Below are 22,935 nucleotides of genomic sequence, written 5' to 3'. Positions count from 1 at the left end.
CCTGACCTGCACAACTCATATCAAGCTTTATAGCTGAATCGTTATCTCAGCCTTCGCCACGGTAATAGCGTTGCTTCACAAAAGGCATGGATGCCACCTTCATCGGCAACGCTTTACCACGCACCAACGCATACACCTCGGTATCCAACGCAGCATACTCACGCGCCAGATAACCCATCGCAACCGGGTTACCGATAGAAGGACCGAAGCTTCCGCTGGTAACTTCACCTATCTTGATGCCTTCGATATTCACCAGCTCAGCCCCTTCACGTACCGGCGCCTTACCGGTAGCAATCAGGCCAACGCGCTTCTGGCGCAGTTCGGAAGCGTTTCGCATCTGCTCAAAAATTCTGTCGGCACCCGGAAAACCACCCGCACGCTCACCATCAGCACGACGTACCTTGCTGATCGCCCACAACAGGCTCGCCTCAACCGGTGTCGTTTCGGTCGTGATGTCATGTCCATAAAGGCACAGACCGGATTCCAGACGCAAAGAATCACGTGCTCCCAGCCCAATCAGTGCAACCTCAGGCTGCTGCAGCAACAAACGGCAGAAACGCTCGGCTTGATCGCCCGGCAAAGAGATCTCATAGCCATCCTCGCCCGTGTAACCTGAGCGACTGACCAGACAGGACATCCCCTCTATCTCCACCTCACGAACATCCATAAACAGCATGGATTTCAGTTCAGGCTGAAGTCTGGCCAACACCTGTGCTGCCACTGGGCCCTGCAGCGCAATCAAAGCGCGATCATCCAGCACTTCAAGCTCAACATCAGAACCGAGTGATGCCCGCATATAGGCAATATCCTGTTCCTTGCAGGCCGCATTGACGACCACATAGATAAAGTCGCCATAGTTGGCCACCATCAGATCATCCAGCACTCCACCCTGCTCATTGGTAAAGAATGCATAGCGCTGCTTGCCGACCGGCAGATCAATAATATCCACAGGCACCAGTTGCTCCAGAGCTGCCGCTGCCCGCTCGCCACGTAACACCACCTGCCCCATATGTGAAACATCGAACAGGCCCGCCTGATCACGCGTATGCAGATGCTCCTTCATCACTCCGGCTGGATACTGTACCGGCATATTGTAGCCAGCAAACGGAACCATCTTTGCTCCCATTTCGACATGTAGATCATGGAGTGGCGTTTTCAGCAGTTCGGACATGGATATCTCCTTTAGCACAGGCATCAGTACAATTTATGAACAGCAGGAATTATCGCATGAGTATACAATGTTTCCAATAGGAAATATTTGGTTGATTTTGGAAAACCCCCTTGTTAACCTTGCCGCTAACATAGGATGCGTTTGCCAGTTAATGAGGAGTGCATCCAAGACTAATAAAAAAGTGAGATGGTCTGATGTCATTGAGTATATTTGATCTATTCAAAATCGGAGTTGGCCCCTCCAGCTCTCACACAGTCGGCCCGATGGTCGCAGCCAACCGGTTTGTCGAACAGCTCTGCAGCAGACACCTTCTGACCCAAATTGCCGGCGTAAGAATTGGTCTATATGGCTCACTGGCCATGACCGGTAAAGGACATGCAACAGATACCGCAGTTTTACTGGGCCTTCAGGGTGAACGCCCGGATCTGGTCGACCCGCTGAAGATCAGTGACTACCTGCAGGAGATTCGAACAAGTAAAAGCCTTAAACTGGCAGACTTGAGACGAATCCCCTTCAGCGAAGCCGAGGATCTGCGCTTTTACTTTACTGAAACCCTGCCAAAGCACCCCAACGGAATGCGTTTTCAGGCGCTGGATGCATCCGGGATTATCCTTCAGGAAAACATCTACTACTCAGTAGGTGGAGGCTTTGTCCTGAGTGATGAAGAGTTTTCACAATCCGCAGCAGATAACGGCAGATCAGAGCCTCTCTACCCCTTCAACAACGGTGCTGAACTGCTCGCAGCCGGTGAGAAATCAGGCCTCAGCATCGCACAACTGCAACTGGCCAACGAGCTATCATGGCACACAGAGGCAGAAATTGAGCGCGGACTGACGAACATCTGGAACACCATGCATCAATGTATTGAGGCAGGCTGCCAAGCGACAGGCCTGCTGCCTGGTGAACTGAAGATCAGACGCCGTGCCAATCACTTGTTAACGACCCTGAATAAAAGCACCGATGGTATCCTGCATGATCAACTCATGGTGCTCGACTGGGTCAATCTGTTTGCGATGGCTGTGAATGAAGAGAATGCAGCAGGTGGTCGAGTTGTTACTGCACCTACAAACGGCGCGGCAGGGGTTATTCCTGCTGTGCTCGCCTATTATCACCGATTCATACCCAGCGCGAGCCAACAGGGGATTTTCGACTTCCTGGCTACGGCCGCTGCAATCGGGGCTCTCTATAAGAAAAACGCATCTATCTCTGCGGCCGAGGTGGGTTGTCAGGGAGAGATAGGCGTCGCCTGCTCCATGGCTGCCGGAGCACTCTGCGCAGTCCTCGGTGGAACCAATCAGCAGGTGGAAAACGCTGCCGAGATCGGCATGGAGCATAACCTCGGGCTGACCTGCGATCCGATTGCAGGGCTGGTACAGGTACCCTGCATTGAGCGCAATACAATGGGGGCCATCAAAGCGATCAATGCCGCACGCCTTGCGCTGCATGGTGATGGGAAGCACCACGTTTCGCTGGATAGCGTCATAGAAACCATGCGCCAGACAGGTCTGGATATGCAGGACAAATACAAGGAAACCTCAACCGGCGGCCTGGCCGTCAATGTCGTTGCCTGCTGAACTGATTCCACACGAACAAATACCCGAACATTCAAACTGCCTATAAAGGAAAGATCAATGAGCACAACCCCTGCCAATCTGCGTTATACCAAGAGTCACGAATGGGTACTGGATAATGGTGACGATACCGTCACGATAGGTATCACCAGTCATGCCCAGGAGCTGCTTGGTGATGTTGTATTTGTTGAGCTGCCGGAGCTGGAGCACAGTGCTGTCGCCGGCGAAGAGTTCGCATTGGTGGAATCGGTGAAAGCAGCTTCTGATATCTACGCACCGCTTTCCGGTGTTGTGATAGCCGTTAACGAAGCTCTCAGCGATGCACCTGAGACTGTCAACAATGATCCCTATGGTGACGGTTGGATGGTCAAACTGCATCTGAATGATGCCAGTGATCTGAATAACCTGCTTGATGCTGCCGCCTACGCAGAAATGATTGCTGAAGCCTGAAACGCAAAAACCCCCGATCTCGAAGAGACCGGGGGCTGCGGTATTAGGTGCCTGGCGATGACCTACTCTCGCATGGGGAGACCCCACACTACCATCGGCGATGACGCGTTTCACTTCTGAGTTCGGTATGGGATCAGGTGGTGCCACGTCTCTATGGTCGCCAGACAAAACTGGAACAACCGGGATCTGAAGTCTGTACTTGATGCGTCTCTTTACTACTTTCCGTAATTCTTGTCGTACAACACAAGCTCAATCAGCTGTCTTACAATCAATCTCCAGCATTCAACCAAACGCCTTCGGCGTTATATGGTCAAGCCTCACGAGCCATTAGTACAGGTTAGCTCAACGCCTTACAACGCTTACACACCCTGCCTATCAACGTCCTGGTCTCGGACGGCTCTTCAGGGACCTTAAAGGTCCAGTGAGATCTCATCTTGAAGGGGGCTTCCCGCTTAGATGCTTTCAGCGGTTATCCTGTCCGAACGTAGCTACCCGGCAATGCCACTGGCGTGACAACCGGAACACCAGAGGTTCGTTCACTCCGGTCCTCTCGTACTAGGAGCAACTCTTCTCAAATCTCAAACGCCCACGGCAGATAGGGACCGAACTGTCTCACGACGTTCTAAACCCAGCTCGCGTACCACTTTAAATGGCGAACAGCCATACCCTTGGGACCGGCTTCAGCCCCAGGATGTGATGAGCCGACATCGAGGTGCCAAACACCGCCGTCGATGTGAACTCTTGGGCGGTATCAGCCTGTTATCCCCGGAGTACCTTTTATCCGTTGAGCGATGGCCCTTCCATACAGAACCACCGGATCACTAGAACCTGCTTTCGCACCTGCTCGACGTGTCTGTCTCGCAGTCAAGCACCCTTCTACTCTTGCGCTCATTGGCTGATTTCCGACCAGCCTGAGGGTACCTTCGTGCTCCTCCGTTACTCTTTGGGAGGAGACCGCCCCAGTCAAACTACCCACCACACAATGTCCTCGATCCCGATAAAGGACCTGAGTTAGAACCTCAACAGTACCAGGCTGGTATTTCAAGATTGGCTCCACATGAACTGGCGTCCACGCTTCAAAGCCTCCCAGCTATCCTACACAAGTAATGTCAAAGTCCACTGTGAAGCTATAGTAAAGGTTCACGGGGTCTTTCCGTCTAGCCGCGGGTACGCTGCATCTTCACAGCGAGTTCAATTTCACTGAGTCTCGGGTGGAGACAGTGTGGCCATCGTTACGCCATTCGTGCAGGTCGGAACTTACCCGACAAGGAATTTCGCTACCTTAGGACCGTTATAGTTACGGCCGCCGTTTACTTGGGCTTCGATCAAGAGCTTCGCTTGCGCTAACCCCATCAATTAACCTTCAAGCACCGGGCAGGCGTCACACCCTATACGTCCTCTTTCGAGTTTGCAGAGTGCTGTGTTTTTAATAAACAGTCGCAGCCACCTGGTATCTTCGACCGCCTTCAGCTTACGGAGCAAGTCCTTCACCAAAAGCGGCGTACCTTCTCCCGAAGTTACGGTACCATTTTGCCTAGTTCCTTCACCCGAGTTCTCTCAAGCGCCTGGGTATTCTCAACCTGACCACCTGTGTCGGTTTGGGGTACGGTCGTCTATTACCTGAAGCTTAGAGGCTTTTCCTGGAAGCTGGGCATCAACCACTTCGCACCTGAAGGTGCTCGTCATCAGGTCTCAGCCTTAAGAAAGCGGATTTGCCTGCTCTCTCAGCCTACACCCTTAAACGCGGACTACCATCGCCGCGCTGGCCTAGCCTTCTCCGTCCCCCCATCGCAGTAATAGCCGGTACAGGAATATTAACCTGTTTCCCATCGACTACGCTCTTCAGCCTCGTCTTAGGAGCCGACTCACCCTACCCTGATTAACATTGGATAGGAAACCTTGGTCTTCCGGCGGGGGCGTTTTTCACGCCCCTTGTCGTTACTTATGTCAGCATTCGCACTTGTGATACCTCCACGGTGCCTCCCGGCTTCCGCTTCAACGGCTTACACAACGCTCCTCTACCATGCCTAGATAAATCTAAGCATCCGCAGCTTCGGTATCTGGTTTGAGCCCCGTTAAATCTTCCGCGCAGGCCGACTCGACTAGTGAGCTATTACGCTTTCTTTAAATGATGGCTGCTTCTAAGCCAACATCCTAGCTGTCTGAGCCTTCCCACATCGTTTCCCACTTAACCAGAATTTTGGGACCTTAGCTGGCGGTCTGGGTTGTTTCCCTTTTCACGACGGACGTTAGCACCCGCCGTGTGTCTCCCATGATTGCACTCTTGGGTATTCGGAGTTTGCATCGGGTTGGTAAGTCGGGATGACCCCCTAGCCGAAACAGTGCTCTACCCCCCAAGGTGAGACATGAGGCGCTACCTAAATAGCTTTCGAGGAGAACCAGCTATCTCCGAGCTTGATTAGCCTTTCACTCCGATCCACAGGTCATCCGCTAACTTTTCAACGGTAGTCGGTTCGGTCCTCCAGTTGATGTTACTCAACCTTCAACCTGCCCATGGATAGATCGCCCGGTTTCGGGTCTACTCCCAGCGACTCATTCGCCCTATTAAGACTCGGTTTCCCTACGCCTCCCCTACTCGGTTAAGCTTGCCACTGAAAGTAAGTCGCTGACCCATTATACAAAAGGTACGCAGTCACGGAACTAAGTCCGCTCCCACTGCTTGTACGTACACGGTTTCAGGGTCTATTTCACTCCCCTCACAGGGGTTCTTTTCGCCTTTCCCTCACGGTACTGGTTCACTATCGGTCAGTCAGGAGTATTTAGCCTTGGAGGATGGTCCCCCCATGTTCAGACAGGATATCACGTGTCCCGCCCTACTCGTTTTCACTATAAACAGGTTTTCGTGTACGGGGCTATCACCCTCTACGGCGACACTTTCCAGTGTCTTCCACTAACCCGAATTCAGCTTAAGGGCTGTTCCCCGTTCGCTCGCCACTACTTAGGGAATCTCGGTTGATTTCTTTTCCTCCGGGTACTTAGATGTTTCAGTTCCCCGGGTTCGCCTCTCAAAGCCTATGTATTCAGCTAAGAGATACCTAACAAGTTAGGTGGGTTTCCCCATTCGGACATCTTCGGATCAAAGCTTGTTTGCCAGCTCCCCGAAGCTTTTCGCAGGCTACCACGTCCTTCATCGCCTCTGACTGCCAAGGCATCCACCGTGCACGCTTATTCACTTGACCATATAACCCGAAGGCGTCTGTTCAATTGAATGCTTATTACGATTGATTCGCCAATTGGCGCTTGTATTGCGTCGACAAAACGCAATCAAGTTTGTTACTTTCTTCAGATCCAGATTGTTAAAGAGCGTTTAAGACCTAAGCCTTAAGAGTTGCTCTGACCCTGTTCCCAGGCATCAAACCAAGTCTTAAAACTCATGAGCATAATGTTGTTGTACTGTCGTGACCCTATCGATATGACATCTTCGTGATGTGATCACGAGATGGTGGAGCTATGCGGGATCGAACCGCAGACCTCCTGCGTGCAAAGCAGGCGCTCTCCCAGCTGAGCTATAGCCCCAAGTAATGCGTTTCCAGCCTATAACACAGACACCATCTGGAATTTTGGGTCAGTCAAGGCAAATTCTGAGGACGCATAGTCAACTATGCGACGAGGAATTTAACGTGGAATGACGCAAAATTGGTAGGCCTGAGTGGACTCGAACCACCGACCTCACCCTTATCAGGGGTGCGCTCTAACCAGCTGAGCTACAAGCCTATCGTGTGCGCCGGCCGTATATATAGACAACCTTATGCTCTTCGTCTGATCAGGTAATACAAGTGAACGCTTGCCAAGGTCTCGCTATCGTTTAAGGAGGTGATCCAGCCCCAGGTTCCCCTAGGGCTACCTTGTTACGACTTCACCCCAGTCATGAATCACACCGTGGTAACCGTCCCCCCTTTCTCCGAAAAGTCAGGGTTAGACTAGCTACTTCTGGTGCAACCCACTCCCATGGTGTGACGGGCGGTGTGTACAAGGCCCGGGAACGTATTCACCGCGACATGCTGATTCGCGATTACTAGCGATTCCGACTTCACGCAGTCGAGTTGCAGACTGCGATCCGGACTACGACCGGTTTTCTGAGATTCGCTCACCTTCGCAGGGTTGCAGCCCTCTGTACCGGCCATTGTAGCACGTGTGTAGCCCTACTCGTAAGGGCCATGATGACTTGACGTCGTCCCCACCTTCCTCCGGTTTGTCACCGGCAGTCTCCTTAGAGTTCCCACCATTACGTGCTGGCAAATAAGGACAAGGGTTGCGCTCGTTACGGGACTTAACCCAACATTTCACAACACGAGCTGACGACAGCCATGCAGCACCTGTCTCAGAGCTCCCGAAGGCACCAAGCTATCTCTAGCGAGTTCTCTGGATGTCAAGAGTAGGTAAGGTTCTTCGCGTTGCGTCGAATTAAACCACATGCTCCACCGCTTGTGCGGGCCCCCGTCAATTCATTTGAGTTTTAATCTTGCGACCGTACTCCCCAGGCGGTCAACTTATCGCGTTAGCTGCGCCACTAAGACATCAAGTGTCCCAACGGCTAGTTGACATCGTTTACAGCGTGGACTACCAGGGTATCTAATCCTGTTTGCTCCCCACGCTTTCGCACCTCAGTGTCAGTATCAGTCCAGGTAGTCGCCTTCGCCACTGGTGTTCCTTCCTATATCTACGCATTTCACCGCTACACAGGAAATTCCACTACCCTCTACCGTACTCTAGCTCAGCAGTATCAGGTGCAATTCCCAGGTTGAGCCCGGGGCTTTCACATCTGACTGACTGAACCACCTACGCGCGCTTTACGCCCAGTAATTCCGATTAACGCTTGCACCCTCCGTATTACCGCGGCTGCTGGCACGGAGTTAGCCGGTGCTTCTTCTGTGGCTAACGTCAATCTGTACGGGTATTAACCGCACAGCCTTCCTCACCACTGAAAGTGCTTTACAACCCGAAGGCCTTCTTCACACACGCGGCATGGCTGGATCAGGGTTGCCCCCATTGTCCAATATTCCCCACTGCTGCCTCCCGTAGGAGTCTGGGCCGTGTCTCAGTCCCAGTGTGGCTGATCATCCTCTCAGACCAGCTAAGGATCGTCGCCTTGGTGCGCCTTTACCACACCAACTAGCTAATCCTACGCAGGCTCATCTGATAGCGAAAGGTCTCGAAAGATCCCCTCCTTTCCCCCTAAGGGCGTATGCGGTATTAATCCGAGTTTCCCCGGGCTATCCCCCTCTACCAGGTAGATTCCTACGCGTTACTCACCCGTCCGCCGCTCTCAAGAATAGCAAGCTACTCTCTACCGCTCGACTTGCATGTGTTAGGCCTGCCGCCAGCGTTCAATCTGAGCCATGATCAAACTCTTCAGTTTTAAATCAGCGTATCAACAGCAAGCTGCCGATACTTAATGCATGCTCAGACAAAAACAACACTAAATGAATTTAGGTTACTTGTCTGATTAAGCTTGTGTGCTTAACCTCGACAAGCGCCCACTTGTATTACCTGATCAACTTGTTAAAGAGCGGCTTGAGCACCCGCCGTAGCGGTGTTTGTTGTCTCAAGCGAGGTGCGTATTCTACATGGATATGAGGGGGAGTCAACAGGGGATTTTGCTTTTTTCAGTAATATTTACAATCTCACCACCAGCACTGAGCATTTGGCTTTTTCGACCACTCGGGAGGTCACAGATCCGATCAGTATATTCTCCACCCGATTATGGTTGTGGCTGGGCATGATGATCAGATCTGTTTCGAATTGAGTGGCAGCCTTGATGATCTCCTTATGCGCTACCCCTTCGGCAACATGCACTCGGTAATTCTCAAGCTCCGGCGCCTGCTCTGCCAGCAACTCCGTCAACTCACTGCGCAAGGCAGCCATGGCGTTTTGAATTGCATCGGCAGGCAGATGCGAGGACAGCAGCGGGATATTCAACCCGGGCAGAACCGTCATGATGTTGATTCTTGCATCCGGGCTGTCTATATAGTTGCTCAGAAGCCTGACTGCTTTCTCTGCTGTCGATCTGTTCTGCAGATCAAGAGGAACAAGAATATTCTTGAACATGTTGGGTCCTTTATCGGGTCTTATCAGAGCAGCCCTGCTTCTCGATAATAGCGCTCGGCACCGGGGTGCAACGGCGCACTCAGAGCATCCTTGACCATCTCTTCCTTACGCAGATTCTCAAATGCGGGATGTAGACGGGTGAAAGCGTCAAAATTTTCGAATACTGCTTTGACTATCTGATAGATCACTTCATCCGGCACCTTGGCCGATGTCACGAAGGTTGCCGCAACGCCAAAAGTTGCAACATCGTCGTCATTACCACGATACATCCCACCCGGGATGGTGGCTTTGCGGTAATAGCTGTTTTCTTCGATCATCTTCTCGATAACCGGATCCATTACATTGACCAGGCGACTGCTGCAGGTTGTAGTCGCCTCTTGTATGGCACCGCTGGGATGACCAACAACATACATCATGGCATCGAAGCGATCATCACACAGTGCGCTGGACTGCTCCGCCGCCCTGAGCTCCAGGGCCTGCGCATAGTCGTCCATGGTCCAGCCCTTGACCTCCATCAACGCTTCGATAGTCGCACGCTGACCGGATCCTGGATTGCCGACATTGACTCGCTTACCTTTCAACTGATCAAACTCGGTGATGTCCGAATCAGCTCTGGCGACCACCGTAAAAGGTTCGGCATGCAGTGAGAAAATAGATCGCAGATCAGGATCCGCCCCCTGCTCGGCAAACGCTTCACTACCGTGATAAGCATGGAATTGGGCATCGGACTGGGCCACAGCCAGTGCCAACTCGCCAGACCTGATGGTGGCCAGATTATAGACCGAGCCGGCAGTGCTCTCGACCGAACAGCGGATCCCATGTTCCGCACGCCCCCGGTTAACCAAACGGCAGATGGCACCGCCTGTCGGGTAGTAAACACCTGTAACGCCACCGGTACCTATCGTGACGTAGGTATTGGCTTCAGCCTCAACTGGCATGAATGCACCAGACAAACTGATTCCCGCTGTAACGACTGCCAACATCAATGTTCTGTTCAGCGTCATGATGAAACTCCTGTGTTCAGCTCAAACAACGTCATTGCACTTTTCATCCTAGCCATACCTGCCAACTTGAGCATATGCCACTCAGTATTGTTCACTGCGGAAAATGCTTCAACTAAAGTCTACACTTTTCTCTGGACATTATTCATACATCAACAACGCGGGAAACGCTTGATCTTTCTATAGGGGAAGACGTCAACAATCTCACCTTTGAGAATCTGCTCCTGCATCTCCTTCCAGAAACCGATATCGAGCAGATCACCATGCAACTCATTAAATATCTTCCTGACCGTTGTATTACAGGCGGTGAGTATCGTGAACTCTTCAGGGAATACATCATTCTGGCCAATCGAATACCAGGGCTCTCCCGACATCTCCTGCTCCGGATACATCGCCTCAGGAATTCGCCTGAAGTTGCATTCGGTCAGATACAGAATCTCATCATAGTCATAGAACACCACCCGGCCATGGCGCGTCACACCGAAGTTCTTGAACAGCATATCACCGGCAAAGATATTCGCGGCGGCCAGTTGCTTGATCGCTTTACCGAACTCGTTGATGGCATGAAATATCGCGTATTCATCTTTCTTCGCAAGCGCCTCATCAATATAGATGTTCAGCGGCGTCATGCGACGCTCAGTCCAGAGGTGCGAGATAGTCACACTGCGCTCATCCACCTTGACCGAAGACGCTGCAACCTTTTGCAACTCGTCCAACAACTCCTGAGAGAAGCGCTCGCGGGGAAAGACAAAGTTGGAAAACTCCTGTGTATCCGCCATGCGCCCGACACGATCATGGCGCTTTACCAACTGATACTTCTCTTTGACTGTCGCACGAGTGATCGATTTGGAAGATGAGAAGCGATCCTTGATGATCTTGAACACTACCGGAAAGGAGGGAAGGGTAAATACGGTCATCACCATTCCCTTGATCCCCGGCGCGATAACGAACTGATCATCCGAACTGCCCAGATGATCCATGAAATCACGGAAAAACTCCGCCTTGCCCTGCTTGTAAAAACCTATGGAGCTGTACAGCTCGGCCTTGGACTTCATCGGAATCAGACTGTGCAGAAAGCGAATGAACTCAGACGACACATTCACATCCACCAGAAAGTAGGAGCGGGTAAAGCTGAAGATAATCGACACATCAGACTCTTCACTGATCACAGTATCCACATAAACTGCGCCCTGATCGTTATGCAGTACCGGAATAACGAAGGGCACCTGCTTGTCTACGAAATGCACCCTGCCAACGATATAGGCCGCCTTGTTCCGGAAGAAGACATTTTTGACAACCTCTACCTGCGCCCCCTCCTGACTGATCATCTCCTGAGACATATTATTATTGACATAATGCACCAGGTTGCGGACATCCCTGCGTTTGTTTTCCCATGGAATATTAAAAGCATAGTCGTCCAGCAGGTTATTAAGCATGCTGACCAGACCGTCCTTCAGGGAATAACTGCGGTAGATCTCATCGCCGGATGTAATCTCCCTCCCCTCCATGGAGGAGCGGATAAACATGTTTTCATTCGAGATATGCAAGTGCTTGAACAGTTTGCAATAAAGAGAGTTGAAGAAGGTTTCGGACAGTTCGAAGTCATCACGTGTTCGGATGATCTCCGTATAGCGCTGCTTAGCCTGATGCCAAAGATCAGACTCATAGACCCTATCACCGAAGCGCTCGATCAATGCCGTGGCAGCCTCGCTGACCATCTGTTCATAGAGATCGATTCTATCCGATCCAAGCTGCTGAATACCCCGCCAGTCTGCCGCTTCGAACAGCGGCCGTGCCCTGGCTGTCAACTCCTTGAAGCGGGTACGGTAGCCGGTGAAGTTCTGCAGCGCGGTTTCGGCAATCTGGGCCGGATAGCTGTTACTCATGACCAATATTCCTTTACAGCTGGACTCTATGATTGATGTGTAACAGTTTTTTAGTCAAATCACTATTACCGTATCGTTCAATATATATACTCTAATCAGGCACCTCATCATTGAAGCTGCCTTGAGAGAATACTGCGCACCGCTGCGTACACAGGAGAATACCATGTACGAACTGCCTGTTCTGGAACCGAAACTACCGCTCAAAGCGCTGGCTGTACTGACCAGTGGCGGCGATGCACCGGGCATGAATGCTGCTATCAGGGGGGTGGTCCGTACCGCGCTCAATCATGGCATAGAGGTTTACGGAATCAAGCGCGGTTTCAGTGGGCTGCTGGAAAACGATATGCAGCTTCTCGACAGCCAGTCGGTCTCGAATATTGTTCAGCGTGGCGGCACTTTTCTGAAAAGTGATCGTTGCGAAACCTTCAAGCAACCCGAAGTCAGAGCCACTGCAGCACAGATCCTGCGCCAGAGGGGTATCGACGGGCTGGTTGTGATCGGTGGCGATGGCTCACTGACCGGCGCCCACCTGATGGAAGAGGAAACCGGACTTGCGACCATCGGCATTCCCGGCACGATTGATAATGATGTCTTCGGATCTGACGATACCATCGGTTTTGATACTGCCGTCAACACGGCGCTGGATGCCATCGACAGAATCAGGGATACCGCCCACTCGCATGAGCGCCACTTTCTGGTCGAGGTGATGGGGCGCAACTCCGGATTTATCGCCACGCATGTCGGTATTGCTGCCGGTGCAGAGATGATCGTCGTGCCCGAACACGCCCTGGATCTGGAGGAGTTGAGTCTGCAGCTGGCCAACAGCCGTGTTGCAGGGCATGGCTCCAGCGGGATTATCGTGGTTGCCGAGGGCAAGGTGCCCGGCCTGACAGGACGACTCGCCGAGCAGTTGCGTATCCATGGACAGAAACCCCATGTCTGTATTCTGGGGCATATTCAGCGCGGTGGCACCCCGACCGGGCATGATCGTGTGCTGGCATCCTGCCTCGGTGCAATGGCCGTCAAATACCTGCTGGCTGGTTACAGCGACATCATGGTGGGTGTGCGAGACGGTCGCATTGTGGATACACCACTGGATGATCTGCTGCGTTACCGTAAGGGCCTTGATCCTGAGCTGCTGAACATTGCTCTGCAGTTGCACCGCTGAAGCGCGACTTGCTTATACAAGAGAGTCAGATAAGAGAGTCAGCCATTTTCCCGACTGATGCTGACCTGCACACCGTCAGTCACCTGTGCATGCACCAGTATCGGACTGCAGCAGACGTGGCAATCCTCCACATACTCCTGATCAGCCTCGCTGCAATCAACCATCAAACTCAGTGGGGCACTGCAATAAGGGCAGAGAATTTCGACTGATTCAATTGGGTTCATGGATAACTCCTTTACAACCGTCCGACTTTGCGGACATCACAACATCGCTCTACATCACAACTACATCCTTAACTTATAGCTCAATAGCTGAAGGATTACCTGAATCCAGTGCCGGAACAGCCCTTGTATCTGGACAGCGAAAGCGTTTAGACTTGCGTTGATCATTTCGATCGGGGTGCCCACTGGGCTGAGATCATACCCGCTGAACCTGATCCGGCTAACACCGGCGTAGGGAATCAAGATCGCTTCGTATGACATCTCGCTTTTTCCCAGCGACACCCTGTATGGACTTATCCACACAGGAGTTGCTTCATGATAGCTGACACAGCCATCGCCATGACCCTTGCAGGCTCCGACAGCGGAGGCGGCGCGGGTATTCAGGCAGATCTGAAAACCTTTTCAGCATTGGGTGTTTTCGGCGCATCTGTCATTACCGCACTGACGGCCCAGAACACACGTGAAGTGCGTGCCATTCTGCCGATCCCTGCCGATTTTATTCGCAGCCAGATTCAAGCCGTGCTTGATGACCTGAATGTGGCGGCAATCAAGATCGGCATGCTCGGTGATGTTGCAACTATTGAATGTGTTGCGAAGGCGCTGAGTGAATACCCTGCGCGTCCGATCGTGCTTGATCCCGTGATGATCGCCAAAAGTGGCGATGCCCTGCTGCAGGGAGATGCGATCAATTCGTTGCGGAGCCTCCTGTTGCCTCGCGCCAGCCTGATCACACCCAATCTCCCGGAAGCAGCTCGACTGACCGACCGTCCCGAACCCCGTTCAGTGCAAGAGATGCATGACCTGTTACCCGCTCTTCACAGCCTGACCGATGCAGCGATCCTGCTGAAAGGTGGGCACCTGCAGAGCGACAATCAGGCCATCGACCTGTTCAGTGACGGCACTCAGGTCATTGAGCTGACATCCAAGCGCTACAACACCGGCAATACGCATGGCACCGGCTGTACGCTGTCATCCGCCATTACCGCCTTTCTGGCGCGGCAGATGACGCTACCCGATGCCGTTCGGGCCGGTAAACATTACATCAGCAATGCGATCAAGACCGCAGATATGCTGAAGGTAGGTTCAGGTCACGGCCCGGTCAACCACTTCCATGAGTGGTGGCATCAGGACAGCAATAACCCCTCATACATTCCCAACTAAACGCAAATAATAAATCCCTCAGGACTGTCATATGAACCAACCCAATAAAGTACTCAGCGAAAGCGCCATCGTCGATCAGCACTCCGTGCAACCCTTCCCTCGCTCACGCAAGGTATACATAGAGGGCAGCCGCCCGGATATTCGTGTACCGATGCGCGAAATCAGCCTGGATGACACGCCAACCGAGATGGGTGGCGAAAAAAACGAGCCGTTATTTGTCTATGACACCTCCGGCCCCTATACCGACCCAACCGTCAGTATCGATGTGCGTGAAGGCCTGGCACCGCTGCGCGAGACCTGGATTCTGGAGCGCGACGATACCGAAGTACTGTCACAGCTGAGCTCAGAATATGGCCGTACACGCGAAGCAGATCTGCGCCTGGACAACCTGCGCTTCAACCTCAAGCGCAAACCTCGCCGTGCCAAGGCCGGCAAGAATGTCTCCCAGCTGCACTATGCGCGTCAGGGGATTATCACCCCCGAGATGGAGTTCATCGCGATCCGCGAGAACATGAAGCTGGCCAAGCACCGCGCCGAAGGTAACGTCATTGCGCAGCAGCATCCGGGCCATAATTTCGGTGCCCGTCTGCCGGAAGAGATCACACCCGAGTTCGTGCGTGCAGAAGTTGCTGCAGGTCGCGCCATCATCCCCTGCAACATCAACCATCCTGAGCTGGAACCGATGATCATCGGCCGCAATTTTCTGGTCAAGATCAATGGCAATATCGGCAACTCGGCTCTCACCTCATCCATTGAAGATGAAGTAGAGAAGATGACCTGGGGAACCCGCTGGGGCGCAGACACCATCATGGATCTGTCGACCGGCAAGAATATTCATGAAACACGTGAATGGATTCTGCGTAATGCACCGGTTCCCGTAGGCACCGTGCCTATCTACCAGGCGCTGGAGAAGGTCAACGGTGTTGCCGAAGATCTCAACTGGGAAGTGTTCCGCGATACACTGATCGAGCAGGCTGAGCAGGGTGTCGATTACTTCACCATCCATGCCGGTGTACTGCTGCGCTATGTGCCAATGACCGCCAAGCGCATGACCGGTATCGTATCCCGCGGTGGTTCAATCATGGCGAAATGGTGTCTGGCACACCATGAGGAGAACTTCCTCTACACCCATTTTGAAGATATCTGCGAGATCTGCAAAACCTATGATGTTGCCTTCTCACTGGGTGATGGTCTGCGCCCCGGCTCAGTATACGACGCCAATGACGAAGCGCAGTTTGCCGAACTGGAAACCCTGGGTGAGCTGACCAAGATCGCCTGGAAGCACGATGTACAGGTGATGATCGAAGGCCCTGGTCATGTACCGATGCACATGATCAAGGAGAACATGGACAAGCAGTTGGAGGTGTGTGATGAAGCGCCCTTCTATACGCTTGGCCCGCTGACCACGGATATTGCGCCGGGTTACGACCACATCACTTCAGGTATCGGTGCGGCAATGATCGGCTGGTATGGCTGTGCGATGCTCTGCTATGTCACACCCAAGGAGCACCTTGGCCTGCCGAACAAGGAAGATGTCAAAACCGGCATCATCACCTACAAGATTGCGGCACATGCGGCGGATCTCGCCAAAGGGCACCCGGGTGCTCAGATACGCGACAACGCCATGTCCAAGGCGCGCTTCGAGTTCCGCTGGGAGGATCAGTTCAATATCGGACTGGACCCAGACACAGCCCGCGCCTTCCATGATGAAACCCTGCCCAAGGACTCCGCCAAGGTTGCTCACTTCTGCTCCATGTGCGGACCCAAGTTCTGCTCCATGAAAATCTCTCAGGAGGTACGTGAGCTGGATGCGGAACAGGTGGCAGCCATGACATCACAGGCCGAGCAAGGGATGCAGGAGAAGGCCGAAGAGTTCAAAGCCAAAGGCAGCGAGCTCTACAGTAAAGTCTAGGCCCTTAATAGTAAGATCTGATCGCCCCTCCCAAGGTGGGGCGATCCATCAACAGGCTATATCCGCAGAAAGACTGATTTGATGAACACAGGCTCGGTTGCGCCCCTGCGCCTTGGCTCGGTATAGCTCCTGATCAGCCATCTCAAGCAGAAAAGAGAGCTTCACGGCACGAAAGGCCTGACTGGGTTTTTCCACACACACAAGGCCAATACTGGCCGTCACTACCGGCGCCACTTCTGAGCCGGGATGCTCCAACTGCAGATTTTCTATGGCCTGCCTGAGCTCCTCCATGCGCGCGACTGCAAGCTCCGCAGACAATCCATTGATCACGATGACAAACTCCTCCCCGCCCAGCCGGGCCGAAAACTCACTGGCTCGCCGGGTAAATGCGTGCAACAGCTCTCCCAGCTCACGCAATGCCTGATCGCCCTGACTGTGCCCGAGGGTATCGTTGTAGGCCTTGAAATAATCCAGATCAATCAGCGCCAGCATAAAGGGCTTCTCGACACGCCGCGCCCGTCGCCAGGCCGACTCCGCATACTCATCAAAAGCACGCCGGTTGGGTATACCTGTCAGGCTATCTGTCTGCGACAAGTACAACAGCCGTTTGTATTGCATATCGACAAGATGCACCGATCGATTGAACGCCAGACGAAACTGCTCCAGCTCCCAGATCGGCATCACCGCCGGTAACTCCTCCAGTGTCTCCTTACTGACCATCGTCTCAATACGCTCGACATGAAATTTAAGCGGCCTGAGCAGCAGCCGGTCGGCGATGAAGAAAAGCAGCAGAGGGATCAGTACTATGCCCAGCAGCATCAGAACATCACCAGTGCGCAACATCACCGGATCAGAAAGCGGATCATGCGTGATCTCCATCAAGAGCAGCGGGCGGCCAGCAAAATCCTGCAGCAATCTCAACCGTTGGTGCTGAAAACCCTCGACCAGCCGGCCACTGTGTAGAGGTTCAATATCAGACAACCTTATCGTCTCCAGCGCCGGTTGCAGCTGTAATCTCAGACGGGTGACCGACTCCAGCGCCTGTACCTGATCTTCGGTGATCAGTTGGATAAACATCAGATAGCCTGCCGGCTCGGCTTCATCCAGTGAGTCGGTGATATAATCCAGGGCAAAGCCCGCCGCCCCCTGCTCGGTCCGCAACCACCCCGCCTTATACAGGGCGTCTCCTGCCTCATGCCCTTGAAACAGCAGATTCTCTGAGAGATCTTTCAACACCGACGTCAGGGGTACATGCATATCGCGCCGCTGATCATAGCCTTGACCATGAACCAGCCGGAAATTCTGATCAAAGTAGAGAATCGCAACCAGCTCGAAAGTATCAAAGGTGCCCGATATCAGGTTGGCTCTGATATAAGCCTCACCGTCATCCGGGTTGAGGATATAGTCCCGGGTATCATCCCAGTGCGCCCAGTCTCTGACTATGCTACTCAGGTGGTGCAGATTACGATTGAGCCCCTCCTGCAGGCTGGCCAGCTCGCGCACCTGGTGTGACTCGATGGTCGCGACTTCTCGGGGATACTCAACAACAAGGCGATAGGTCAGGAATGCCGCAGTAAACAGCAACATGCAGACAAGTAAATACTGTAGAAAATAGCTTCTTATCGATCGCATAGGACGACTACTCGAAAATCTACCAGTACTTAAGCACTATAGTTTAGGAAGCCATTTTGCGCGCTGAAATTTCAATCAGATAATCACCATGCCCTAATGTATCGATACATTTACTCAGACACTGATCAGAATGCTGACCTGACACATTTTTTACATTATGCTTGCAGACCAGCTGATCCACGGCTGCATACTAATAACAACAAGTAACCCAGCCAGTTGCCCACCGTGTAGCACACGCGCATGGTCGACCGAAAAACAGCTGGCACACTAGTCTCAGAGGCTTTTGCATGATCAACTGGTTCAAGAAATCATCCCCGGCAGGATTTGAAATGGTAGACAGCCAGGAGCTGGCAACTCTACGCAAGCAGGCAGCACAACTCACCACCCTGCGCCAGAGCGCAACCCTGTCACAGGCCCAAGAGCTCAGTAACCAATCCAGAAGTATCCAGCAGAATGCCATACAGCGCCTGAAAGAGATTGAATCGACTCATCAGCAGGTTGAAGCGTTTGTTCATCAGTCACACGAGATCGAAGCCTCCTCATCCGAGGCAAGCTCGCTTGCTGATCAGACGACCGAAACCGGCCAGGAGTGCATCAGCTTTCTGACCAAGCTGGGCCATAACATCGAGCAATCTGCCAGCTATATTGCTGATTTCACGACGCGCCTTACCGAACTTGAAAGCAAGAGCAAGAATATCGACAAGCTGGTGGAGTCGATCAAAGGTATTGCCGACCAGACCAACCTGCTGGCCCTGAATGCCGCGATTGAAGCCGCACGAGCAGGCGAGCATGGCCGTGGTTTTGCCGTGGTGGCAGATGAGGTCCGCTCGCTGGCCACTACAGCCAACCATTCGGCAGAACAGATTCAGGCCGAGATGCGCGTGATCATGGAGATGTCTGGCTCTGTACTGACCAAACAGCATGATGTTCAGCAACTGATCAACACCAGTGTGGATATCTCGCGGCAAACCACCGAAAAACTGACCACGCTGTCGGCCATCTCCAAGCAAAGTGCCGGGGCGGCTCAGACCACCATTACACAGCTGCGCCAACAACTGGCCTCTTCAGACCAGGTACTGAAAACAGTAGACAAGCTGGTAGCGGGTACACAGCAGCTGGTGGAAGCGTCGGGACGCAATCAGGATGTTGCCAGTCAGCTTTCTGAGGAGCTTCAGTCATCGCTCAATTGATGCACCTGATTAATCCACTACACTGAATAGACAGACAACACAGCGCCCAAGGAGGTCGAGATGTTCAGGATAGCCGCGATCGATCATATCGTGTTGCGCACTGCGCATCTGGACAGGATGCTGGCCTTTTATGTCGATGTACTCGGCTGTGTAGTGGAAAGAGAGTTACCACCGGAAAAAGGACTGATACAACTGCGTGCAGGCAACGCCCTGATCGACCTGGTCACCACCGACAGCGAAATGGGGCGTAAAGGAGGCGAGGCACCAGCAGAAACAGGCAGAAATCTGGATCACTTCTGCCTGTTGCTGGAGCCGCTGTCTGAACAGGAGATTCTGGATTATCTGCACAACAAGGGAATTGAAGGTGGTGAATTCATCGAGCGCTATGGCTCAGAAGGGATGGGCCGCTCAGTGTATATCGAAGACCCGGACGGCAACACGGTAGAACTCAGAGCCAGACAGGACGCCTCAGCTCTGAGCTGGGTATGACCTTGATAAAGCTGATCAATCCAGCCTGACCTCTACCCCACGATCACGCATATACTGCTTGGCCTGCGGAATAGTGTATTCATTGAAGTGGAAGATCGACGCAGCCAGAACAGCATCTGCCTTGCCTGCAACGACACCATCCACCAGATGATCCAGCGTACCCACGCCACCGGATGCAATCACCGGCACCGGCACCGCCTCACTCACCGCACGTGTCAGACCCAGATCAAAACCGGACTTCATGCCATCCTGATCCATTGATGTCAGCAGTATCTCACCGGCACCGAGATCCACCATCTTGCGCGCCCATTCAACCACATCGATCCCGGTTGGCTTGCGCCCGCCGTGGGTAAAGATCTCCCAGCGTGGCTCTTCCCCCGGGCCTGACACCTGCTTGGCATCGATCGCGACAACAATACACTGCGAACCGAAACGCTGTGCGGCTTCGCGGACAAACTCGGGATTGAACACGGCAGCAGTATTGATCGAGACCTTATCGGCACCGGCATTCAGCATGCGCCGGATATCCTCACAGGTGCGGATGCCGCCACCGACGGTCAGCGGAATAAACACCTCGGCCGCCATACGCTCAACCGTCTGCACCGTGGTATCACGCCCTTCGTGGCTCGCGGTGATATCCAGAAAAGTGATCTCATCCGCGCCCTGCTGCTCATAGCGGCGTGCGATCTCCACCGGATCGCCGGCATCGCGGATATCCAGGAACTTCACACCCTTGACCACACGACCGTTTTCGACGTCCAGACAAGGGATAATGCGTTTTGCCAGTGCCATGCCTAACTCCTCAGCCTGCGGTCAGTTGATCGCTCAGCGCCTGTGCTTCAGCCAGATCGATCGTACCTTCATAGATGGCACGACCGGTGATTGCACCCAGAATGCCCTGATCGGCCACAGCCGCCAGACGACGGATATCTTCAAGATCCGTCACGCCGCCAGACGCGATCACGGGGATGCCTGCTTCCTGTGCCAGTGCAACGGTCGCTTCCACATTCACGCCCTGCATCATGCCGTCGCGGCTGATATCGGTGTAAACAATGGAGGACACACCATCACGGCTGAACTGCTTCGCCAGATCGGTGGCACGCACGCTGCTGATCTCGGCCCAGCCGTCGGTCGCAACAAAACCATCCTGCGCATCCAGACCGACAATGATATGGCCGGGGAAACGCTGGCACATCTCGGTCACGAACGCTGGTTCCTTGACCGCTTTGGTACCGATGATCACGTAATCGACGCCCGCATCCAGATAAGCCTGAATCGTTTCGGCCGTGCGGATACCACCACCGATCTGAATCGGCAGATCGGGGAAAGCCTCAGCAATCGCACGCACAATCTCGCCATTGACCGGCTCACCGGCAAACGCACCATTCAGGTCGACCAGATGCAGCCTGCGACAGCCAGCCTCCACCCATTTTGCGGCCATCTCGACCGGGTTGTCGGAGAAAACTGTCGACTCATCCATACGCCCCTGACGCAGACGTACACACTTGCCATCTTTCAGGTCGATCGCGGGAATAATTACCATCTTGATTTCCAGTTGTATCGGTTTTCAGATCCCATCACCGGTGGCCATCACAGCCCGACCGGGACAGCTACTCAGCGCTTGCCATCCCAGTTCAGAAAGTTCTGCAGCAGTTGCAGACCGGCCTTCTGACTTTTTTCGGGATGGAACTGCACGGCAAATACATTGTTCTGCGCCAGTGCCACATCAAACGGCACACCATATTCACAGGTGCCTGCCACCAGTGCCGGGTTATTCACACGCACATAATAGCTGTGGACAAAATAGAAACGGCTGCCGTTGTCTATCCCCTGCCACAGAGGATGATCAACAGTCTGCTCCACCTGATTCCAGCCCATATGCGGCACCTTGAGGCGCTCGCCCTGCTGATCCTTGAGGTTATCGCCAAAGAAATTGACGCGGCCCTCGTACTCATCCAGACACTCCACGCCGCCATTCTCTTCCGAGAAGCTCATCAGTGCCTGAAAGCCAACGCAGATACCCAGAAAAGGCTTGCCGGAACGGATCGCTTCCGCCACTTCGGCATCCACACCCAGACGGCGAATCTCGGCCATGCAATCGCGGATCGCGCCGACACCCGGCAGCAACACACGATCAGCATCGCGTACCTGCTGCGGATCAGCCGTCACCAGCACCTCCACACCCGGCTGCACATGCTCCAGCGCCTTGGCGACAGAGTGCAGATTACCCATACCATAATCGATAACGGCAATACTGCTCATGATTACAGACACCCTTTGGTGGATGGCATGATACCTTCGCCGCGCGGATCAGCTTCCAGCGCCATGCGCAGCGCACGACCAAACGCCTTGAAGATAGTCTCGGCCTGATGGTGCGTATTCTTGCCCTTGAGGTTATCAATATGCAGCGAGACCTGCGCATGATTGACGAAACCGTGGAAGAACTCGCTGAACAGATCCACATCGAAGCCACCCACACTGCCACGTGTGAACGCGACATCCATCTCCAGACCTGGGCGGCCGGAGAAGTCGATCACCACGCGAGACAGCGCTTCATCCAGCGGCACGTAAGCGTGGCCATAACGACGGATACCCTTCTTGTCGCCCACCGCCTGCTTGAACGCCTGACCCAGTGTGATACCGATATCCTCCACTGTGTGGTGGTCATCGATATGCAGATCACCCACCGCATTCACCTCGATGTCGATCATGCCATGTCGAGCGATCTGGTCCATCATGTGCTCAAGAAAAGGAACGCCAGTATCTGCCTCAAACTGACCGGTACCATCCAGGTTCACCGCGACCGTAATCTGGGTCTCAAGTGTATTGCGAGTCACCCTGGCTGTGCGATCTGCCATGCTTATCTCCGCCATCTGATCATTAGACTGTTTATTGAAAAAAAGCATTATACCGTTATCGTCAGCATAACGGCAGTTTCCGTTGTCATAGAGTTGCACTGAAGTGCATTGAACATACTCGTGAGCCGAAAAATTCGTTACACTCATGCCTCCAAA

General features: G+C 53.3%; 17 protein-coding genes, 2 tRNA genes, 3 rRNA genes and 1 riboswitch. Of the genes, 7 read left to right on the top strand and 15 right to left on the bottom strand.

Going from position 1 to position 22,935, the window contains the following annotated elements; genetic code table 11:
* Nucleotides 1–46: 46 nt before the first annotated feature.
* The gene (gene gcvT / locus ACK3CJ_RS00760; RefSeq protein ID WP_409524505.1) at nucleotides 47–1,171 is read right to left on the bottom strand and encodes a glycine cleavage system aminomethyltransferase GcvT; all 1,125 of its coding nucleotides are present in this window, start codon (nucleotides 1,169–1,171) and stop codon (nucleotides 47–49) included.
* A 194-nt stretch (nucleotides 1,172–1,365) separates the two neighbouring features.
* Here gcvT and ACK3CJ_RS00755 point away from each other — a divergent pair, with 194 nt between their 5' ends.
* Together ACK3CJ_RS00755 and gcvH are read left to right on the top strand one after the other, a co-directional pair.
* Nucleotides 1,366–2,745: an L-serine ammonia-lyase gene (locus tag ACK3CJ_RS00755; RefSeq protein ID WP_409524504.1), complete on the top strand. Its 1,380-nt coding sequence runs from the start codon at nucleotides 1,366–1,368 to the stop codon at nucleotides 2,743–2,745.
* Nucleotides 2,746–2,802: 57 nt separating this feature from the next.
* The gene (gene gcvH / locus ACK3CJ_RS00750) at nucleotides 2,803–3,192 is read left to right on the top strand and encodes a glycine cleavage system protein GcvH (protein ID WP_409524503.1); all 390 of its coding nucleotides are present in this window, start codon (nucleotides 2,803–2,805) and stop codon (nucleotides 3,190–3,192) included.
* 49 nt (nucleotides 3,193–3,241) lie between these two features.
* Here the strand turns inward: gcvH and rrf are convergent.
* The 8 genes from rrf to aceK form a co-directional block, all read right to left on the bottom strand.
* Nucleotides 3,242–3,357, bottom strand: a 5S ribosomal RNA gene (gene rrf, locus ACK3CJ_RS00745).
* A gap of 141 nt (nucleotides 3,358–3,498) precedes the next feature.
* A 23S ribosomal RNA gene (locus ACK3CJ_RS00740) occupies nucleotides 3,499–6,392 on the bottom strand.
* Between the two features lie 261 nt (nucleotides 6,393–6,653).
* Nucleotides 6,654–6,729, bottom strand: a tRNA-Ala gene (locus ACK3CJ_RS00735).
* Between the two features lie 121 nt (nucleotides 6,730–6,850).
* Nucleotides 6,851–6,927: transfer RNA gene (locus ACK3CJ_RS00730), tRNA-Ile, on the bottom strand.
* Nucleotides 6,928–7,019: 92 nt separating this feature from the next.
* Nucleotides 7,020–8,572: ribosomal RNA gene (locus tag ACK3CJ_RS00725) — 16S ribosomal RNA — on the bottom strand.
* Together the 16S, 23S and 5S rRNA genes with 2 tRNA genes alongside form the textbook arrangement of a ribosomal RNA operon.
* Before the next feature lie 257 nt (nucleotides 8,573–8,829).
* The gene (locus ACK3CJ_RS00720) at nucleotides 8,830–9,261 is read right to left on the bottom strand and encodes a universal stress protein (protein ID WP_409524502.1); all 432 of its coding nucleotides are present in this window, start codon (nucleotides 9,259–9,261) and stop codon (nucleotides 8,830–8,832) included.
* A 23-nt stretch (nucleotides 9,262–9,284) separates the two neighbouring features.
* Nucleotides 9,285–10,265 carry a TAXI family TRAP transporter solute-binding subunit gene (locus tag ACK3CJ_RS00715; RefSeq protein WP_409524501.1) on the bottom strand — a complete coding sequence of 327 codons (981 nt, stop codon included), beginning with the start codon at nucleotides 10,263–10,265 and terminating at the stop codon, nucleotides 9,285–9,287.
* A 149-nt stretch (nucleotides 10,266–10,414) separates the two neighbouring features.
* Nucleotides 10,415–12,148: a bifunctional isocitrate dehydrogenase kinase/phosphatase gene (aceK, locus tag ACK3CJ_RS00710; protein ID WP_409524500.1), complete on the bottom strand. Its 1,734-nt coding sequence runs from the start codon at nucleotides 12,146–12,148 to the stop codon at nucleotides 10,415–10,417.
* Between the two features lie 163 nt (nucleotides 12,149–12,311).
* Here aceK and pfkA point away from each other — a divergent pair, with 163 nt between their 5' ends.
* Nucleotides 12,312–13,316 (top strand): 6-phosphofructokinase, encoded by a 1,005-nt coding sequence (pfkA, locus tag ACK3CJ_RS00705; protein WP_409524499.1) that lies wholly within the window; start codon nucleotides 12,312–12,314, stop codon nucleotides 13,314–13,316.
* 38 nt (nucleotides 13,317–13,354) lie between these two features.
* Here the strand turns inward: pfkA and ACK3CJ_RS00700 are convergent, their stop codons facing one another.
* On the bottom strand, nucleotides 13,355–13,540 hold the full coding sequence (locus tag ACK3CJ_RS00700) for a CPXCG motif-containing cysteine-rich protein (protein ID WP_409524498.1): 186 nt from the start codon (nucleotides 13,538–13,540) through the stop codon (nucleotides 13,355–13,357).
* Nucleotides 13,541–13,701: 161 nt separating this feature from the next.
* Nucleotides 13,702–13,792, top strand: a riboswitch (TPP riboswitch).
* Between the two features lie 60 nt (nucleotides 13,793–13,852).
* Between ACK3CJ_RS00700 and thiD the strand changes: the two genes are divergently transcribed.
* The gene (gene thiD, locus ACK3CJ_RS00695; protein ID WP_409524497.1) at nucleotides 13,853–14,698 is read left to right on the top strand and encodes a bifunctional hydroxymethylpyrimidine kinase/phosphomethylpyrimidine kinase; all 846 of its coding nucleotides are present in this window, start codon (nucleotides 13,853–13,855) and stop codon (nucleotides 14,696–14,698) included.
* A gap of 31 nt (nucleotides 14,699–14,729) precedes the next feature.
* Nucleotides 14,730–16,610, top strand: coding sequence for a phosphomethylpyrimidine synthase ThiC (thiC, locus tag ACK3CJ_RS00690; RefSeq protein WP_409524496.1), 1,881 nt, complete (start codon nucleotides 14,730–14,732; stop codon nucleotides 16,608–16,610).
* A gap of 48 nt (nucleotides 16,611–16,658) precedes the next feature.
* On the opposite strand, the gene ACK3CJ_RS00685 is transcribed toward thiC, so the two are convergent.
* The gene (locus ACK3CJ_RS00685) at nucleotides 16,659–18,197 is read right to left on the bottom strand and encodes a sensor domain-containing diguanylate cyclase (RefSeq protein WP_409524495.1); all 1,539 of its coding nucleotides are present in this window, start codon (nucleotides 18,195–18,197) and stop codon (nucleotides 16,659–16,661) included.
* Nucleotides 18,198–18,571: 374 nt separating this feature from the next.
* Between ACK3CJ_RS00685 and ACK3CJ_RS00680 the strand changes: the two genes are divergently transcribed.
* Both ACK3CJ_RS00680 and ACK3CJ_RS00675 read left to right on the top strand, forming a co-directional pair.
* A complete protein-coding gene (locus ACK3CJ_RS00680; RefSeq protein WP_409524494.1) occupies nucleotides 18,572–19,432 on the top strand; it encodes a methyl-accepting chemotaxis protein in 861 nt (286 codons plus the stop codon).
* 60 nt (nucleotides 19,433–19,492) lie between these two features.
* On the top strand, nucleotides 19,493–19,921 hold the full coding sequence (locus tag ACK3CJ_RS00675) for a VOC family protein (RefSeq protein ID WP_409524493.1): 429 nt from the start codon (nucleotides 19,493–19,495) through the stop codon (nucleotides 19,919–19,921).
* 15 nt (nucleotides 19,922–19,936) lie between these two features.
* Here ACK3CJ_RS00675 and hisF read toward each other — a convergent pair whose 3' ends face one another.
* From hisF to hisB, 4 genes are all read right to left on the bottom strand, one after another.
* Nucleotides 19,937–20,713, bottom strand: coding sequence for an imidazole glycerol phosphate synthase subunit HisF (gene hisF, locus ACK3CJ_RS00670; RefSeq protein WP_409524492.1), 777 nt, complete (start codon nucleotides 20,711–20,713; stop codon nucleotides 19,937–19,939).
* A gap of 10 nt (nucleotides 20,714–20,723) precedes the next feature.
* Nucleotides 20,724–21,464: a 1-(5-phosphoribosyl)-5-[(5-phosphoribosylamino)methylideneamino]imidazole-4-carboxamide isomerase gene (hisA, locus tag ACK3CJ_RS00665; RefSeq protein ID WP_151705728.1), complete on the bottom strand. Its 741-nt coding sequence runs from the start codon at nucleotides 21,462–21,464 to the stop codon at nucleotides 20,724–20,726.
* 71 nt (nucleotides 21,465–21,535) lie between these two features.
* A complete protein-coding gene (gene hisH, locus ACK3CJ_RS00660; protein ID WP_409524491.1) occupies nucleotides 21,536–22,183 on the bottom strand; it encodes an imidazole glycerol phosphate synthase subunit HisH in 648 nt (215 codons plus the stop codon).
* 2 nt (nucleotides 22,184–22,185) lie between these two features.
* Nucleotides 22,186–22,779: an imidazoleglycerol-phosphate dehydratase HisB gene (gene hisB / locus ACK3CJ_RS00655; RefSeq protein WP_409524490.1), complete on the bottom strand. Its 594-nt coding sequence runs from the start codon at nucleotides 22,777–22,779 to the stop codon at nucleotides 22,186–22,188.
* Nucleotides 22,780–22,935: the final 156 nt, after the last annotated feature.

It is taken from the genome of Nitrincola salilacus, assembly GCF_046271865.1.
Taxonomy (GTDB): domain Bacteria; phylum Pseudomonadota; class Gammaproteobacteria; order Pseudomonadales; family Balneatricaceae; genus Nitrincola; species Nitrincola salilacus.
The sequence above is the reverse complement of the archived record's forward strand: the minus strand, read 5'-3'. Positions and strand labels throughout refer to the sequence as shown.

What these genes read in the sequence shown, in the direction of transcription:
- gcvT (WP_409524505.1), bottom strand. Translation starts at nt 1,171, where the DNA reads ATGTCCGAACTGCTGAAAACGCCACTCCATGATCTACATGTCGAAATG.
- ACK3CJ_RS00755 (WP_409524504.1), top strand. Translation starts at nt 1,366, where the DNA reads ATGTCATTGAGTATATTTGATCTATTCAAAATCGGAGTTGGCCCCTCC.
- gcvH (WP_409524503.1), top strand. Translation starts at nt 2,803, where the DNA reads ATGAGCACAACCCCTGCCAATCTGCGTTATACCAAGAGTCACGAATGG.
- ACK3CJ_RS00720 (WP_409524502.1), bottom strand. Translation starts at nt 9,261, where the DNA reads ATGTTCAAGAATATTCTTGTTCCTCTTGATCTGCAGAACAGATCGACA.
- ACK3CJ_RS00715 (WP_409524501.1), bottom strand. Translation starts at nt 10,265, where the DNA reads ATGACGCTGAACAGAACATTGATGTTGGCAGTCGTTACAGCGGGAATC.
- aceK (WP_409524500.1), bottom strand. Translation starts at nt 12,148, where the DNA reads ATGAGTAACAGCTATCCGGCCCAGATTGCCGAAACCGCGCTGCAGAAC.
- pfkA (WP_409524499.1), top strand. Translation starts at nt 12,312, where the DNA reads ATGTACGAACTGCCTGTTCTGGAACCGAAACTACCGCTCAAAGCGCTG.
- ACK3CJ_RS00700 (WP_409524498.1), bottom strand. Translation starts at nt 13,540, where the DNA reads ATGAACCCAATTGAATCAGTCGAAATTCTCTGCCCTTATTGCAGTGCC.
- thiD (WP_409524497.1), top strand. Translation starts at nt 13,853, where the DNA reads ATGATAGCTGACACAGCCATCGCCATGACCCTTGCAGGCTCCGACAGC.
- thiC (WP_409524496.1), top strand. Translation starts at nt 14,730, where the DNA reads ATGAACCAACCCAATAAAGTACTCAGCGAAAGCGCCATCGTCGATCAG.
- ACK3CJ_RS00685 (WP_409524495.1), bottom strand. Translation starts at nt 18,197, where the DNA reads ATGTTGCTGTTTACTGCGGCATTCCTGACCTATCGCCTTGTTGTTGAG.
- ACK3CJ_RS00680 (WP_409524494.1), top strand. Translation starts at nt 18,572, where the DNA reads ATGGTAGACAGCCAGGAGCTGGCAACTCTACGCAAGCAGGCAGCACAA.
- ACK3CJ_RS00675 (WP_409524493.1), top strand. Translation starts at nt 19,493, where the DNA reads ATGTTCAGGATAGCCGCGATCGATCATATCGTGTTGCGCACTGCGCAT.
- hisF (WP_409524492.1), bottom strand. Translation starts at nt 20,713, where the DNA reads ATGGCACTGGCAAAACGCATTATCCCTTGTCTGGACGTCGAAAACGGT.
- hisA (WP_151705728.1), bottom strand. Translation starts at nt 21,464, where the DNA reads ATGGTAATTATTCCCGCGATCGACCTGAAAGATGGCAAGTGTGTACGT.
- hisH (WP_409524491.1), bottom strand. Translation starts at nt 22,183, where the DNA reads ATGAGCAGTATTGCCGTTATCGATTATGGTATGGGTAATCTGCACTCT.
- hisB (WP_409524490.1), bottom strand. Translation starts at nt 22,779, where the DNA reads ATGGCAGATCGCACAGCCAGGGTGACTCGCAATACACTTGAGACCCAG.